We start from the raw sequence: 16,868 nt of genomic DNA, 5'->3' as shown, positions 1-16,868 counted from the left end.
ATGAATCAAGAAAAATATACTCCAAAAAATAAAGTAAGAGTCGTTACAGCCGCTTCTTTGTTTGATGGACACGACGCTGCTATTAATATTATGAGAAGAATGATTCAGGCCACAGGTGCCGAAGTTATACATCTCGGTCACGATAAATCTGCGGAAGAGGTTGTTGACTGCGCTATTCAGGAAGATGCAAATGCAATCGCTTTAACTTCTTATCAGGGCGGTCATAATGAATACTTTAAATATATCTACGATCTTCTTCGTCAGAAAGGTGCACCTCAAATCAAGATCTTTGGTGGTGGCGGCGGTGTAATTCTTCCCGAAGAGATCAGAGAGTTAATGGAATACGGAATTGACCGCATTTATTCTCCTGATGATGGCCGTGAAATGGGCTTGCAGGGAATGATTAATGATTTGGTTCAAAGATCCGACTTCGCAACCGGAGAACATATTGAAGTTTCAGATTTAGATAAAATTAAATTTGAAGATTCTAAATCAATCGCAGAAGTAATTTCAGCCGTAGAAAACTTCTCCGATGAAAAACCGGAATTGGTAAAAGCCATTGATGAAAAGGCAAAAGATTCGAAAATTCCGATTATCGGAATCACCGGAACTGGTGGAGCAGGGAAATCTTCCTTAACGGATGAGTTAGTTCGTCGTTTTTTACGTTCAAATCCTGATCAGAAAATTGCGATTGTTTCCGTGGATCCTTCCAAAAAGAAAACAGGAGGAGCACTTTTAGGCGACAGAATCCGAATGAACTCTATTAATGATCCGCGTGTTTATATGCGTTCGATGGCGACTCGTGAAAATAATGTTTCCGTTTCTCCATATATTCATTCTGCCTTAAATATTTTAAAATTAGCAAAACCTGATGTCATCATTTTGGAAACTTCCGGAATTGGTCAGTCTGGTTCTGAAATTACAGATATCGCAGATGTTTCAATGTATGTGATGACGCCTGAATATGGTGCATCTACACAACTGGAAAAAATCGATATGCTGGATTATGCAGATTTAATTGCTTTAAATAAATCAGACAAACGCGGAGCATTAGATGCACTTCAAGCCGTTCGAAAAACGTATCAGAGAAATCACACCGCTTTTGATAAAACGTTGGAAGAAATGCCCGTGTTTTCCACGAAAGCAAGTCAGTTCAACGATTACGGAACCACAGAATTATACAATGCTTTAATTAATAAAGTTAATGAAACTTTAGGTTCGAAATTTGGTGAAAATGCAGCGCAGTTTGAAGAGTTTGTAGAGCAAAATGTTTCTGATGATACCACGGTGATTCCTCCGAAACGCGTTCGTTATCTTTCTGAAATTGTAGAAAGCAATCGCGCTTATGATAAAGAAGTAGAGCATCAGGCGCTTATCGCGAAGAGAATGTATCTTTTAGAAGGTGCAAAAGTTCTCATTACTGATGATCAGCACACCACTGATAAATTGGAAAAAGTTTTCCTTAAAACGAAAAAAGAACTTTCTGAAGAGAATATGGCGTTCTTGAAAGGTTGGAAAAACTTTAAAGAAGAAATGAATCAAGATTCTTTCTCCTATTTCGTTCGTGGAAAAGAAATTAAGGTAGAAACCAAATATGAATCTCTTTCACATTTAAAAATTTCCAAAATTTCTTTGCCAAAATTTCAAGATTGGGGAGATTTGATACGCTGGAAAGGGCAGGAAAATGTTCCCGGACAGTTTCCGTATACCGCCGGTTTATTTCCTTTTAAAAGAACTGGTGAAGATCCAACAAGAATGTTTGCAGGTGAAGGTGGACCGGAAAGAACAAACAGAAGATTTCATTATGTATCCGCAGATATGGATGCAAAACGTTTGTCAACTGCATTTGATTCCGTGACTTTATATGGACAAGATCCCGCTCTGCCACCCGATATTTATGGTAAAATCGGGAATGCCGGAGTTTCTATTGCGACTTTAGATGATGCGAAAAAATTGTATTCCGGTTTTGATCTGGTGAATGCCATGACTTCGGTTTCAATGACCATTAATGGACCTGCACCAATGTTGCTCGCGTTTTTCATGAATGCGGCGATTGATCAGAATGTAGAGAAATATTTAACAGAGAATAATCTTTGGGATGCTGTTGAAGCAAAATTGAAAGCGAAGTTCGATGACAAAGGTTTGAAAAGACCAAGTTATGAAGGCGAACTTCCAAAAGGAAACAACGGTTTAGGCTTAAAATTATTAGGGCTTACCGGTGATGAAGTGATTGATGCAGAAACGTATAATAAAATTAAAGCAGAAACCATTACAACCGTGCGCGGAACTGTTCAGGCTGATATTTTAAAAGAAGATCAAGCACAAAATACCTGTATTTTCTCCACTGAATTTGCCTTAAGATTAATGGGCGACGTGCAGCAGTATTTCATTGACCAAAAAGTAAGAAACTTTTATTCAGTTTCGATTTCCGGTTATCACATTGCAGAAGCCGGCGCAAATCCGATTACACAGTTAGCTTTTACTTTGGCAAATGGCTTCACTTATGTGGAATATTACTTGAGCCGCGGAATGGATATCAATGATTTCGCACCAAATTTATCATTCTTCTTTTCTAATGGAATCGATCCCGAATACGCTGTAATTGGCCGTGTTGCAAGAAGAATCTGGGCAAAAGCCATGAAGTTTAAGTATAATGCGAACGAAAGATCGCAAATGTTGAAATACCATATTCAAACTTCAGGACGATCTTTGCACGCACAGGAGATTGATTTTAATGATATCAGAACAACTTTGCAGGCTTTATATGCGATTTATGATAACTGTAACTCGTTGCATACCAATGCGTATGATGAAGCAATTACCACTCCTACTGAAGATTCAGTAAGAAGAGCGATGGCTATTCAGCTTATCATTAATAAAGAATTAGGTTTAGCGAAGAACGAAAATCCACTGCAAGGTTCTTTCATTATTGAAGAATTAACAGAATTGGTGGAAGAAGCGGTTTATACTGAATTTGATAGAATCACTGAAAGAGGAGGCGTTCTTGGTGCAATGGAAACGATGTACCAACGCTCAAAAATTCAGGAAGAAAGTATGCATTACGAAATGCTGAAACATACAGGAGAATATCCAATTATCGGCGTTAATACTTTCTTGGGCAAAGATGGTTCTCCAACGGTTTTACCACGCGAAGTAATTCGTTCGACCGAAGAAGAGAAGCAACTACAGATTCAGAATTTGGAAAATTTCCAGAAATCTCATGCTGATAAAAGTGATGAAATATTGAAAGACTTACAACTTGCCGCCATCAACCAGGAAAATTTATTTGAAAAAATGATGGAAGCCGTGAAATACTGTTCACTGGGACAAATCACCAATGCTTTGTTTGAAGTCGGTGGAATGTACAGAAGGAATATGTAATGAGATAATTTCAGTCCTAATATTGACCAAACCGTGTCAAGGCTCTAAACCTTGCCACGGTTTTTTTTATTTTTAACACTGTTAATGTTTGTTAAATCACATAATTACAACGGTTTTCTCGAAATCAATTTTTATCTTTATTATTATAAACCTTTAATTAAATAGAATTATGGAAAATAATAAGTGTACCTGTAATTGCGAAGGTTGCAAAACAGGAAGCTGTAAAAATTGCACGTGTACCAATTGTACCTGCAAAGGTTGTACTTGCAATCAATAAATTTCGAAGTAAAAACCAATCAAAAAAACCATCAAACTGCAAAGTTTTTTTATCCTTATTAAAAAGCCTATCTTTAAAAATAAAACATTTTATATGAATATTACTTTATCACAAGCTGAGAAATTAATTTCAGCAGCACAGGAAAAAGCAAGAGCGATTGACTGCAAGATGAATATCGCCGTTGTTGATGGTGGTGCAAATTTAGTTGCCTTCGCAAGAATGGACGGAGCTTGGTTAGGATCTTTAGATATCTCGATTAAAAAAGCAAAAACAGCAAGATTCTTCGACATGAATTCCGGAGAAATTGGTAAGCTTTCTCAACCCGGTGGATCACTTTATAATATTGAACATTCGAACGGTGGTTTAATTACTTTCCCGGGCGGTGTTTTAGTGAAAAACAGGGAAGGCGAAATTATTGGTGCCATCGGAGTGAGCGGAAGTTCTGTAGAAAATGATCACGCCGTTGCTGAAGCTGGAGCAAAAGCGCTTTAAAAAAAAATAAAACCTAATTTACATTCTCTCATTTGCTTGGGGGAATTTTTTATTTAAAATTAATCATCAAATAAGGGATAATTTACCTCGTAAAAATCCATTTATTTTTCATTCTTTATATTTGAAAAAAATGAATATTATCTATGAATTTTAAATCGATTTTTTTCTTATTGAGTCTAATGCTGACGTTTTCCTGCAAATCGGAAGCAGAAAAGAGGGCTGAAGAAACAGCTTCCCGAAATTCCATTATCGACAGTACTATTTCACAATTTCAAAAGAAATTATTGACGGAGCAGATCGACTCTGTATTTTCAAGATATCATTTTAATGGTTCGGTGGCAGTTATAAAAAGCGATGAGATCCTTTACGAGAAACATAATGGTTTTGAAAACTTTGAAACACAGAAAAAACTTGACACCAGTTCTGTTTTTGCCATTGCATCTTTAAGTAAACAATTTACCGCTGTTTTGGTGCTTTTGCAGGAAGAACAGGGAAAACTGAATACCAATGATCAAGTCTCTCAATATTTAACCGCTTTTCAGGGCAATCAATTTAAGAATATTACCATTAAAGAATTGTTGAATCATACTTCAGGTATTAGTGATTTTGGTGATGGTTTACTTTCAGAACCGGGAAAGGAGTTTCATTATTCCAATAAAGGATTTCGGCTTTTAGGACAAATTATCGAAAAAGTGTCGGGGAAGTCCTACGATGAAAATGTTACAGTACTTTTTGCAAAAGCCGGAATGATCAATTCATCTACTGCTACAAGTTTTAAAGGGAGCAATTTAGCCGGAGCACATACCGGAAATGCAGATAATGCGCAAAAAGTTCAAAATATGCCGAAACGTCTCGCGGAGGCATCGATCAGTGTTCCGGCAGGTGGAATATTGTCTACTGTAAATGATTTACATCGTTGGAACACGGCGCTTTATAACGGTAAAATTTTAAAGCCTGAAACATTAAATAAATTTTCAGCAAAAAGTTCAGAGAGAAATCATCAGATTTTAGGGAAAATGGATTATGGTTTTGGGATCATGATGAATATCGGTAAGCCGAATGCGTATTTTCATACCGGTTATGTGAAAGGCGCTCCCTCGCTCTTAATTTACTATCCGGAAAGTCAGACTTCCGCGATCATTCTGTCGAATATTGCAGATGAGATGAAGGGTAAAAATGCCGTCTTCAATCCACATAAAGAGATTAAGCGCATTACAGATGCTATTCAAAATACAGTTATTGATTTGCGTAAAGAAATGATAAAGTCTGATCTGGAAAAATAAGGGCTTTGTTTTATAAAGGAAGGATTCGATACTGAGTGGTGTCGGATTTATTTTAAATATTTCCAAAGTCTTTGAGATTGTTTAATTTTATAATTCAATGGTACTCAGCTTCAGCTTTTTTATTGTATAGTGTATAAATATCTTTTAAGAAATTAAACAGACGTTGTACAAATTGACTTTTAAGTGCTAAAAAATGAATTGAAAATTTAGGTCATTTTTCAGAGTTTCTGCGGAATTTATTCAATGTTTGTTAATATATAAAGCACTTAGAAATTTTTTCATTTGTCATTTATTTTCTTTAATACCTATTAATGAGTAGTATAGCATAGCATTTTCGCAATCAATAACTAAATTGAATTATGGTGAAATTGTTAACATAATTATTTTTTCAGTTTAGTTAAATAATACTATATTTATAAAATATTTTACAAGTAAAACAAAATTCATCTAATGATGAGGATTGTTTTACGGTAGATTACAATTCAAATTAACATATGTAAAGCATAACAAAAATCGTACTTTATGGAGAGAAAATCTACCGGAGTAATCCGTTTTTCGATAGCTGATAACGACTTTTATTTTAAGCAGTTTTTGCTTAAGATGCTTCTTGAGAATCCTTTTTATAGAGTAGTTAATGATTGTAATAACGGACACGAATTAATCAACAGAATCTATTGGAAACAAGAAGATGTTTTTCTTATTGATTTATATATGCCAATTCTCAGCGGATTAGAAGCGATTAAGTTCATCCGCAAATCAAATACCCATACCCCGATCTTAACCTACTCCGGCACTTATCAAAGTGATATGGATGAGATCCTGTCTGAAATTCCAAACACCTATTACTGCCAAAAGAACAGTATTATCATTAAAGATATTTTAAAGAACAGTATCCTTTCTGATAATGTAGATTTCGAGGAGTATCGGAAAGAGTGGTCGCAGCAGATGCAGGCTGTTCAGAATTATTTGGACAGACAAAAGAAAAGTCAGCAGGATTTATCGGTTATAGAGATTCAGATGATTAAACTCTGTTACGAAGGATTTAGCAATAAGGATATTGGAGACCACATGAACCTCAGCCCCAGAACAGTAGATACTTACATAAAAAGACTGACCGAAAAATTGGGATTAAAAAGTAAGTTGGATCTGGTTCGTTTTTGTGTAGAGACCGGTTTTTATAACACAAGCATGTAAAGCAATTATATATTATGATTTCTTCAGGACAAGAAAAATTAAATAAGAAGGCAGTAAATATGGGGATTTGGGGATTTATCTTCTCCTTCGTTATGCTTACCGGCGTTACTTTTTTAGCCGTATTTCTGTTTTTTAAAAGCAGTGAACTGCAGCAGAAAGCAGTGGAGAAGGAAGTGAGCAACTACAAAATGCTTCAGAGTAAAAATGAATTGCTGCAAACGAAGATGGAGAATATTTATTCCCGAATGACACAACTGGCATCTGACAAAGTGCAGAATGAAGTTTTCTTGCGTGATAATATTATTGAAGAAATTAGGGATTGTAAAAATATTATGGGTGCAGACAGCATCAAAGAATTTAAACAGTATGCGACCCTCATCAAGAACATGAGCGAAATGATCATCATGAAAAATGATCTGATTTCAGTTACTGCAGATGAGCAGGTGGCGAGCCGTAATTTACTAGAATGCCAAAATCGCTTAAACTCTGCTACAGAAAATTTGATGAACAGCGTCCCAAGACCCAGAAGACTCCCAACTCCCAGAAGAAGATAAACGATAAATATGCAGTTAAAAATTACTTTATCAAAAAAGGAGAAAAGATATTATTTCATTTACCTTCTCGCGATGCTTTTATTAGGCGTTGTTTTTTTAGGTATTATCTTTTTAAGTAAACTGAGCTCTCCTTTCGGGGATTCAGACAGTATTGCCATCAAAACATTACAGCAGAAATCGATTTTTGATACGCGACAAAAAGCCATTCAGCCAAAAGTTGACAGCACCTTTATTAAACTAAAAAGACTCTCCAGCGAAAAACCACAGCCGGTAGAAGAAAACGAATTGCGTTATGATATCAATGATATTAATGATGCCTTTTCCGATCTTGCCATCACCGATTCCAGAAAGAATAATTACAACCTTATTGCCAAATTTTACAAAATGTATTACGATGACAAAAAGGTGATGGTGAAGAAAAACGAAAATGTAAAACGATTTACAAAACAGTTTGAAGACTGTACCATCGGTATGAAAGACATGCAACAACAAATCAACCAGCGTAAAAATGCGCAGATTATGGGTGCTAGAAATTAGAATTAAATATTTGAAATAATGAACTACTTTCAGAAAAACAAGAAAAACATCATTATCGCCGTGGTCTCTACCTTGCTTGTTGCATCGTTGATCGCGATTTGGCTGCAGAGAAAATCTGTGAATCCAGATGATATCGTAGCCGTAGCATTTCCCGCAAATTTAACAGTGGGTGACTCCCTGAAATTCGAAGACAAAACGAATAATGCCAAAACAAAGAAGTGGGATTTTGGCGATGGTAAAACTTCTGAAAGAAATAAAGGGGTTCATTTTTATTCTAAACCTGGTTTCTATGAGGTAAAGCTGACCATTGATAATAAATATACTAAGACATTTCCCGTGCTGGTTTCAAACAGCATCACAGCACAACCACTTTTCACAGAAAATACTGCAAGTATTGAGGGACCTTCGCAATCTATGCAATTACAGAATGTTATTTTCCGGGCAGTTTCTTCAACCTCAAAAACTTTTAACTGGAAATTTGGAGAAACAGGAGATATTGACTCCCGAGATAAAATGGCAATCTATTCCTATAAAAAACCGGGTAATTATATTGTCACTCTTTTTACAGATGATGCCGAACCGGTGACGCATCAAATCAGTGTTTTGCCAGCTTATAATCCTATCGAAGTAATAGAGCAGGATATTTCAACAACAGAAGTTGATGTAGAAAGTGATATTGATGATGATCTGAAAAGAGTCATTCAGCAAATCGCGTATGGCAATAACTTTAATTCAAACTATAATTATTTGTTGCGGTCTTACATGTGTAATAATGATAATGTGGCTGTTACGGTGAATGAGGAGAAAGTAAAAAATTTCTATTATTATTTGACCGGGTTACAGTTTGATAAAAATAACATCATACAAGAGGTGAAGGCAACTTATGATAACCAGAAAGCCTGTGTGATTAAACTGGAAATTACCCAAAGTAAATAGATCTGTAAACGCTCAAATTCGTACTATGAAAAATACAATTTCTACCATATCTTTATTAGGAGCCGGCTTTGTGCTTACGGCTTGTGCAGTAAGGGTTCCCTCGGTTAAAACGCCAAAACCAAATTATTATGGCAACATAGAGCAAACCATGGTCATTAATGGTTTTTCTAAAAATCCTTCGCCGTGGGTGGTGTATTCGGATCGGGAGAAAAACACGGCATTTTTAAAGAAAGAAAAGAACGAATCGCCCAAAGAAATTAAGTTTTTGGAGCCTTTGTTGGTTTTGGATCATAATAAAGCCCGCGGTCTTGTAAAAGTAGCGGAATATAATCCCGATGCGTTATTGAAAAAAATTCCGTCGAAATCTGTAAAATCTTACGGTTGGATCTCTGAAGATAATTTATTACTTTGGAGCAATGCTTTGAGTGATCGAACTTCCGGTTTTACCATGAAAGCTGCAGTAGTTCCCAGTAATATTGACGTCATTAGAAATGCAGGCGCTTACCTGAAAAATGATTCGGCAATCGTTTATACTTCGCCAAGTCTTTCAGAAACGGCAAAAGTGAAAATCCCGGTGGGCCAGTTGGTGTATGTTTATAAAAAATCTGCGGATGAAAGAGGCTATTTAATTGGTCAGAAACCCAAAATCAATTTAGACAGTATTGATCAAAATATGTACGGCTGGGTAAGTGCGAACATGATCTCAACCTGGGGAGAACGATCCGCCATTAAACTCGACAGCAATTTCGACTATGGCAATTCACCCAACTTAGGAATCTTTAATACTTTACCGGAATATACCAATGATAATCCGATCATTCCATTATCTGAATTGGTGAACCGAAGTGTGATAGAGAATATTTTTCCAACTTCGATTTCGCTAAATAAAAATTCTACGAAATATTTTACAAACGCATTTGATTACAGCCAAAACTATATCTTCAATGTTAGTGGTGAAAAATTGCCATTTAACCGTTACAAGGAAATCACAAACAGAAGTCACAAACTGAATATTGTTTTTACGGTCGACATAAGTGCTGAAAACAGATCATATGCCTCCATTGCTAAATCTCTGATTCAGGATATTCAGCTTAAAGTTAGTCAGCTCCCGTACTACAGAAGCGTGAAATATAGCGTGGTGTTGTATAAAAATAATCCATGTGGCTCCAATGTGATCGCTTCGGTTTTATCCAGCAATGCCAGCGGAATATTTAATTATATGGATGAGAAGACGGCAGAAATGAATTGTGAAAGAGCAGGCGGACAGCCGGTAAATGAAGCATTGACGATGGCCGGAGAGTTACTGAACACCGTTCCGGATGAGACCAATCTTATTGTTCTAATCGGTTCTACTTCCGATTCGGGTGCGGCAGCTTCCAGTGCAGTACGTTTAATTTCAGCATCGAAGGCGAAAATTGTTTCTTACCAGACCGAGTCGGGTGCTTCTGATATGTATAACAATTTCGTTTTGCTCTCAGAAAATATGGTCACTTCGACTTCAAAGAATATTGCGGATCTTAACAAAGAAAAAGTAGCAGATCAAAGTCTTATTAAAAATAAAAATAACTTTAACCTTGTGGAAGGGGATGAAGGTGTGTACTCCTTGGACTATCCCGCAAAAAGTATGACGCAGGGATTTGTACTGTATCCGAAAAGAAGGGAGGCCAACGATAATTCTAATTTAATAAAAGCTTTAGACACTTTATTGGCAGAGGTAACGCATGAAAATGTCTTTACAAAAAAGTCCTTAACTTCTTACTTTAAGTCAGAGATCGGTTCTAATAAAACCATTTTAGATGGTCGTTACAGCTTCAAATTTCCGGGAGCGCCAAGTCCGCTTCCTGTTCCTGTATCTTCGGAATTGATCACCTATGATTATCCTATGATTGCTTCCGGATATATTCCGGTTGATTTAAGAAAATCCTCAGAAGGCGTGCACAAAGGAATTTTAATTTCTGAATCAGAATACGACAACCTTCGAAAGATGTATACCGAGATTTTTAAAGAAACGCAGCCAGATAACAAAAACTTCAACCAAAATCGAGCGATCTCAAAATTTGTAAAGATTGTGAATAAGTACAATCCAACCATCGAAGAAATTTCGACTACTAAATTATACAGCAAACCAATGGCTTATGCTGTTGCATTAAGTACCGGACTCGACAATTCAGATGAATCGATCATGTCAGAATTTATATTGAGTGACTGGAAAAACAAGAAATTGATCAGCAAGGATGTTGTGCAGAAATATTTTAAAAATTATCAGCAGTTGTCGAACCGTCTTCTTGAAAATAAAAATAATCCTAAGATCAAAATTGACCAGAATGGAACAACGTTCTACTGGTTGAACGAGTATTTTATGCCAACGATTTTAGATGGTGCAGTGCTATAATATTTGAAAAGTAGTAAAACTACTACAATTTGCAAAGTTTTAGAAAATTATGGTCTTAACCATTTTAGGTCCACTACTTTTGATATTATAAATCAACCAAAATATTAATTTAAAATTAGAAATTATGGCAGCAGACAATTCAAGAGGAGTGCTAAAGTTCAATGGAGGTGAAGCGCAAAAAGTATTAAAACTGAATTATGGAGTACAGCGCTCAACAGATGTTTCTGGTCGTGTCGCTTCCGATCCTTCGAATGCTTTGGTAAGAGTTACCGTTGAGGCAAACGAAAGTTCCAGAATTTTAGAAAGTTTACTGAATGGTAAATATAAACCAACCACAGGTGAAGTAACCTTCAACAAATCCCACGAAGAAGGAACCTTGATCACTTTAAACTGGGAAAACGGATATGTTATTGAGCACGAAGTTAATTTCGACGCGCTTAGTGATAACAATATGCTGATCACGTTCTTGGTAAGTGCAGAAAAAATCAACTACGGTGGATCTGCTTACGAAGGGATTTGGCCGGGCAACTAAAAATAACAAATCCGCTATATATCTTATGTAGCGGTTTTTTTTTATTATTATGAATCAGATTTTGACCAAAATTTTACTGGTAAGTTTTGCCACCATTCTTTTTTGCAGCAATACTGCAAATGCGCAGGTACTTACCGTAACCGATACTTCGGAGGCACATGCAAAGAGGATTCGAAGTGCAATTAATTCGAATCGCGAAATTGTAAACTATATAGAATATACTTTGGTGAGTCGTGGATTGCCCCGACATTTACGAAACCTTTCGCTTTTAGAATCAGGGTTTGATAATGGCAGTGTTTCCCATGCAGGTGCGGTCGGGATTTGGCAGATTATGCCTGATCATGCTGTTGATCACGGATTGAGTCCGGAAGACCGCGCAGATGTTTACCGAAGTACGCAGGCCGCTGCAAATTCTTTGACCCGGCTTTATAATAAATATAAAAATTGGATCACCGTTCTGGCTGCTTATAACTGCGGCGAGGGGAATATTGCAAAAGCAATGACCAAAGCAGGTTCGAAAAACTACGAGGATTACTATATGTATCTTCCTAATGAAACCATTAATTCCATCAAAAAATATATTAATGCCTGTTATGTGACGGGAGAATTGGATGATCTGTTGCGCGGTTCACGCTCAAACCGTACGACAATGAAAACTAAAGTTGTGAAAGCCCGAAAGCCTGCAATCAATTTGCTACCAGGCGAATCAAAAGATCCATCTTTATTGAAAACCGAAATCAATTCAGGGTATGATTTAGAGGTGATTACAGATTTTTTAAATGTCACTTTAAGCGATATTAATAAATGGAATCCTGATATTGTAAACAGATTAAAACAAAAATCCGAGGTACTTTTTTATTTGCCCGCGGATGAAATGGGAATTTTTGAAGCCAATAAAAATAAGATCCTACGACTTTCTTTATTAAAGTAAAAAAAGTCCTTAATTTTAACTAGTTACTCGATTAAATTTTCGTAATTTAATCGAGTTTTATTATTCATACGATTGCTGCAATTATGGAAAGTTCAAATTATATTCTTCCCTTTAATCCTTCTTCTTTAATGAAAGAGAACGGCGCCATAGAAACCTGCGATATTGCAGAAAGTATTGCGCAAAATATCATGTTGCTCATTATCACCAAAAAAGGGGAGAACCGCTATGATGATCAATATGGAAATGACGTTTGGAACCTCGAATTCGATAATGGTGTTTCTTCTTCAGTATGGGAAAATATATTTATCAAAAGCTTGAAAAGGCAGATCGCCGATTATGAACCCAGAATTGTCTCCCCACAAATTAAAGCTCACATTATATTCGTAGAACATAACTACGATACCAGAGATTTTACAGAAATTAAAAAGAAAGTAAAAATAGCAATCAATGCGAAATTAGAAGCGACAGGCGAGCAGTATAACTTCGTTACCGAACTTTTTTTAAGTCCAATGTCTATTGACTAAAGTTGATAAAAGATGAATTTAGATCAGAATATATATTCCAAAGAAACGATAAAGGCCAGAATGCTTCAAAACGCGACCAAATTGTGGGGCGTAAAAAGTGTACAGTCGCTGGATCCTTTTGTTAAACTTCTTATCGATGCTTTCAGTACGGAGGTTTTTAAAGCAAATAATGAAATTCAAAATGTTAACAGCCGATTGTTGGAACGACTGGCGAAAATGCTCACGCCAACAAAATATACGCATCCCGCGCCGGCGCACGCCATTGCTTTTTACAGACCCGAAGATCCCGTAGAAACATTGATGAATTATGATGAATTCTTCTTCAAAAAAAGTATAAATTCTTACATCAAATCCCAGTCTGATAAACAAATTGACGTCGCCTTTACGCCTGTAGAAAATATTAAAGTCATCAATGCGCAGGTTTCTACGATGATTGTGGGAAATACCTGCTACACCTTTGATGAAAGTTTAAACAGAACTCCGATTTGCAGAGTGAGTAACCGCATTGAAGATTATCGCAGAATCACGATCGGAATTGATGTTTCTCACTACACCGGCGGCAAACTTCCGGATACCTTTAGTTTATATTGTGCCAATCTGGCTTTCGAACATATCGATTATGTGTATCGTCTTTTACCTCACGTAAAAGTGACCAGCAACGGAAAGCCTCTACAGATTAATCCAGGAAGAAAATACGAAGATCAGAATACGTATTCAGGTTTTGAAGAAGTATTTCGGGAGCAGTCGATTCGCTACAAAATTACCGAAGACATCAAGAAAATTTATGATCACAAGTTTATTGAGGTCGAAGGAATTAATGATGAACTTATTCTTGAAAAAGGAATTTTTCCTTTTGAACTGCAACATCTGCGCGATAGTACTCCGCAAGTAGAGCAGTTGATCAGGGATCATCGATTTGTCTGGTTGACTTTCGAATTTCCACCCCAGTTTACAGAGCAGATTTTAGATAATTTTTCTTTTGCCTTAAATGCTTTCCCGATTTATAATAGAGCCTGGAAAAAGACAGAGTATGTGCTCGATATTATGGGTAACAATATTCCGCTGGAAACGGGAGAAGGTGAATATTTCCTTTATGTTCAGGAGGTGATTGACGGACACGGAAAAAAGTATGACGAAATTCCGTTTACCCCAAACGACAGTTTAAGCAAGGGACTTTATACCGTAAGAAAAGGCGGTATGGAAAGATTCAGTAAAAGAAATGCAGTTGATTTAATGATTCACGTGCTTGAACTTACGCGTGATGAGGTTGCTGCATTCTCCGTTTTTAACCGCGACAAAGTAAAAGATGTTCTGAGTGAAATGTCTGACAAGATGAAAGGCATGATCAAAAAAGTAGAAAATGCGGATAAATCACTGGTGCAAGATGTAAACTATGTCATCATTGAACCGATTGATAATATGGTTCACTGCTACGCTTCCTTTTGGGTAACTCACTGTACCTTAGCGAATAATGTAAGACCAAGTACGGTTTTAAATTCTCAGGAAAAAACAAAAAAGATCACTTTACTTACCGAAACGAGTGGCGGAGATTTGGAGCAAAAAGGAGCTAACAGTATTCAGGCTTACCGATATGCTTTGATGACTCGGGATAAAATAGTTTCTGTGGAAGATATAAAAGCGTATTGCCAAATGATGATGAAAGATGATTTAAAATCAATAAAAGTGACGCGCGGTACCATAATTAGTGATAAGCCGAAAGAAGGTTTTGTGAAAACGGTAGATGTGAACATTATCCCGCAGAGTTATGCCTTTTACGGAAAATCATATTGGGATAATCTGGCTTCTGTTCTCGCAAATAATATTAAAATCAGGGCGATCGATGGGGTAATTTATCGGGTGAAAATAACGGAAGATACGGCAGTTAAAGTATAAGATCGTATAATAATTAAGAATATGGAGAATACCGATATTTCAATTTCCGGGAAAAGATATAATCAGCTGCAGACCGACTTTCGGGTAGAAGCTGTGGCGGCAAATATCCTGAAATATTATAATCCGGAGGCTAATATTTTAATTAAAAGAATTGGCCTGAATGACCGGGCTTATTTAAAAGATATTAAAGGAATCACTTCCTCTTTTTACGATTTAGATGAAGAAAACATCATTATAGAAACTTATCGTGAAGGGATTTACGACTATATGCCTGAAGGGATTTTTCACCCACCTTCCTTAGGGATTTCGAGTAAAAATGTAGATAGTGTTGTAAAGGAAATGCGAAAACAAAAACTGGTAGAAGAAGAGGCCAGAAAGTTTTTTCAACCTTTTGAACTGGAGTTTTTCTATACGCACGTCAGCGCATTACTAAAAGAATCTGAATTTGATGCAGAAAGTAAAACAGATTCCCTCCTGGAATTTGCGATTGAACTGTGGCCCATTTTACAAAAAATTAATATTGATTCGGCAAAAGTTTTAATTAATTTGCTGCCATTCATTCATGAAGTGCGGGGGAATAAAACCTGGATTGAACGTTTTTTGAGTGCGTTTTTAAGAGTGCCGGTAAATATTACTTTTATTCCCAATCATATTGAAGCGCAGGATGATAAAGACGGAATTACTGCGTTGGGGAACGCAAGGCTTGGAATGACTTTGATCCCGATGGGAAAACATATGGATGGTGACCGAAACTGGCAGATTAATATTGGAACAATTCCTTACGAAGAATTACATAATTATATTCCCGGGGATCCATTTAGACAGCTTTTGACTGAGCTTTATGACTTTTTTGTGCCAGTTTCAGTGAAAATATTTGAGAATTTTATTACAGAAAAGGACGCCAAATCCTTTAGAATAGATGCGAAAACGGAGGGTAATCGATTGGGTTATTCTACCTTTTTATAATTAGTTGGAAAACATTATATTTACTTTTATATAAAAAATTTTAAAACGGAGTATGGAGATATCGTCTATTAAAGGTATTTTTTTCAGGTATATTTTAATGCCTTTGTTTGCGGCGATTATGATGTTCATAATGGTTCGGATTCGGAAGAATAAGCCGGCTATTAAAATAAAACACATCATCGTATATGTTCTGCTGTGTGGGTTATGCTTGGCTATTCCCGGTATTTTCGGATTTACAGGAAATCTTTTTAATCCCTATTGGTATATGGGTGCACAGGTTTTGTACCTGGGATTGGGGATTTTGCATGTTAATTTACTTCACCATTATTTCCGAAAGCATTTTATCTCCAATACACGAAGCATTATTTTCGAAATTATATTAACCATTACCTGCATGGTGATCGGGGGCTATCTTTTCACTTTAATATTTAAGTGGATCAGCATGGATCAGGGAAATCCGTATATGGCAGCCTCAAGTTTGGTGGCTTTTATGATTCCGCTTTTATTTTATTACTGTTATGTTGCTTTTATCAGTATTCCTTTGGATATTTATAAAACATGGCGTTATGATTCCAGCTTGAAACCTTATGATTTCCGTGGTGTCGATTTCGACCGGCTGATGGTTTTAAATGTGGAACTGAGTAAGAATTCAGAAGATGAACAGCGTTTTAGAATCAAAGCCAAAACATTGCCAACCGGGATTACCTATGGAGACTGGTTTTTCAGAGTAGTAGATGATTATAACCATAAGAATCCGAATTCGAAAATTCAGTTAATGGATTCGAACAGCAGTGCGTATTACTGGATCTTTTATATTAAAAAGTCATTCTTCAGTTCTCGGAAATATATCGATTTTGAGAAAGATATTGCTACCAATAAAATTGCTGAGAATGAGGTGATTATCTGTAAAAGAGTCCTCAATCATCAGGAAGAAGACAATAAAGAAAAATTAATTATCACCGAACAAAAATAAGGA

14 protein-coding genes are annotated in these 16,868 nt (G+C 36.3%); all 14 read left to right on the top strand.

Annotated features, from left to right (window positions below; genetic code table 11):
• The 14 genes from EIB73_RS08280 (at position 1) to EIB73_RS08215 (ending at position 16,865) form a co-directional block, all read left to right on the top strand.
• The gene (locus EIB73_RS08280) at positions 1-3,381 is read left to right on the top strand and encodes a methylmalonyl-CoA mutase family protein (RefSeq protein ID WP_125024395.1); all 3,381 of its coding nucleotides are present in this window, start codon (positions 1-3) and stop codon (positions 3,379-3,381) included.
• Between the two features lie 370 nt (positions 3,382-3,751).
• Positions 3,752-4,150 (top strand): GlcG/HbpS family heme-binding protein, encoded by a 399-nt coding sequence (locus EIB73_RS08275; protein ID WP_125024393.1) that lies wholly within the window; start codon positions 3,752-3,754, stop codon positions 4,148-4,150.
• 143 nt (positions 4,151-4,293) lie between these two features.
• A complete protein-coding gene (locus EIB73_RS08270) occupies positions 4,294-5,433 on the top strand; it encodes a serine hydrolase domain-containing protein (protein WP_228411218.1) in 1,140 nt (379 codons plus the stop codon).
• A 522-nt stretch (positions 5,434-5,955) separates the two neighbouring features.
• The gene (locus tag EIB73_RS08265) at positions 5,956-6,627 is read left to right on the top strand and encodes a response regulator transcription factor (protein ID WP_125024391.1); all 672 of its coding nucleotides are present in this window, start codon (positions 5,956-5,958) and stop codon (positions 6,625-6,627) included.
• 14 nt (positions 6,628-6,641) lie between these two features.
• Positions 6,642-7,181 (top strand): type VI secretion system TssO, encoded by a 540-nt coding sequence (tssO, locus tag EIB73_RS08260; RefSeq protein WP_125024389.1) that lies wholly within the window; start codon positions 6,642-6,644, stop codon positions 7,179-7,181.
• Between the two features lie 9 nt (positions 7,182-7,190).
• Entirely contained in the window at positions 7,191-7,718 is a 528-nt protein-coding gene (gene tssO, locus EIB73_RS08255; protein ID WP_125024387.1) for a type VI secretion system TssO, read from the top strand.
• An 18-nt stretch (positions 7,719-7,736) separates the two neighbouring features.
• A complete protein-coding gene (locus EIB73_RS08250) occupies positions 7,737-8,654 on the top strand; it encodes a PKD domain-containing protein (RefSeq protein ID WP_125024385.1) in 918 nt (305 codons plus the stop codon).
• Positions 8,655-8,679: 25 nt separating this feature from the next.
• Positions 8,680-11,046, top strand: a complete 2,367-nt coding sequence (tssR, locus tag EIB73_RS15035; protein ID WP_164467871.1) for a type VI secretion system protein TssR domain-containing protein — start codon at positions 8,680-8,682, stop codon at positions 11,044-11,046.
• Positions 11,047-11,170: 124 nt separating this feature from the next.
• Positions 11,171-11,578, top strand: a complete 408-nt coding sequence (gene tssD, locus EIB73_RS08240) for a type VI secretion system tube protein TssD (RefSeq protein ID WP_125024384.1) — start codon at positions 11,171-11,173, stop codon at positions 11,576-11,578.
• Between the two features lie 49 nt (positions 11,579-11,627).
• The gene (locus EIB73_RS08235; protein WP_125024383.1) at positions 11,628-12,509 is read left to right on the top strand and encodes a lytic transglycosylase domain-containing protein; all 882 of its coding nucleotides are present in this window, start codon (positions 11,628-11,630) and stop codon (positions 12,507-12,509) included.
• 83 nt (positions 12,510-12,592) lie between these two features.
• Positions 12,593-13,033: a GPW/gp25 family protein gene (locus tag EIB73_RS08230; protein WP_125024382.1), complete on the top strand. Its 441-nt coding sequence runs from the start codon at positions 12,593-12,595 to the stop codon at positions 13,031-13,033.
• A gap of 12 nt (positions 13,034-13,045) precedes the next feature.
• The gene (locus EIB73_RS08225; RefSeq protein WP_125024381.1) at positions 13,046-14,926 is read left to right on the top strand and encodes a type VI secretion system baseplate subunit TssF; all 1,881 of its coding nucleotides are present in this window, start codon (positions 13,046-13,048) and stop codon (positions 14,924-14,926) included.
• A gap of 21 nt (positions 14,927-14,947) precedes the next feature.
• Positions 14,948-15,892 carry a type VI secretion system baseplate subunit TssG gene (locus EIB73_RS08220; RefSeq protein WP_125024380.1) on the top strand — a complete coding sequence of 315 codons (945 nt, stop codon included), beginning with the start codon at positions 14,948-14,950 and terminating at the stop codon, positions 15,890-15,892.
• Between the two features lie 52 nt (positions 15,893-15,944).
• Positions 15,945-16,865 (top strand): TssN family type VI secretion system protein, encoded by a 921-nt coding sequence (locus EIB73_RS08215; RefSeq protein WP_125024379.1) that lies wholly within the window; start codon positions 15,945-15,947, stop codon positions 16,863-16,865.
• The last annotated feature ends 3 nt before the right edge of the window (positions 16,866-16,868 follow it).

Origin of the sequence: Kaistella carnis (assembly GCF_003860585.1) — a bacterium.
Taxonomy (GTDB): Bacteria; Bacteroidota; Bacteroidia; order Flavobacteriales; family Weeksellaceae; genus Kaistella; species Kaistella carnis.
Note: the sequence above shows the minus strand (reverse complement) of the source record. Positions and strands in the feature narration are given on the sequence as shown.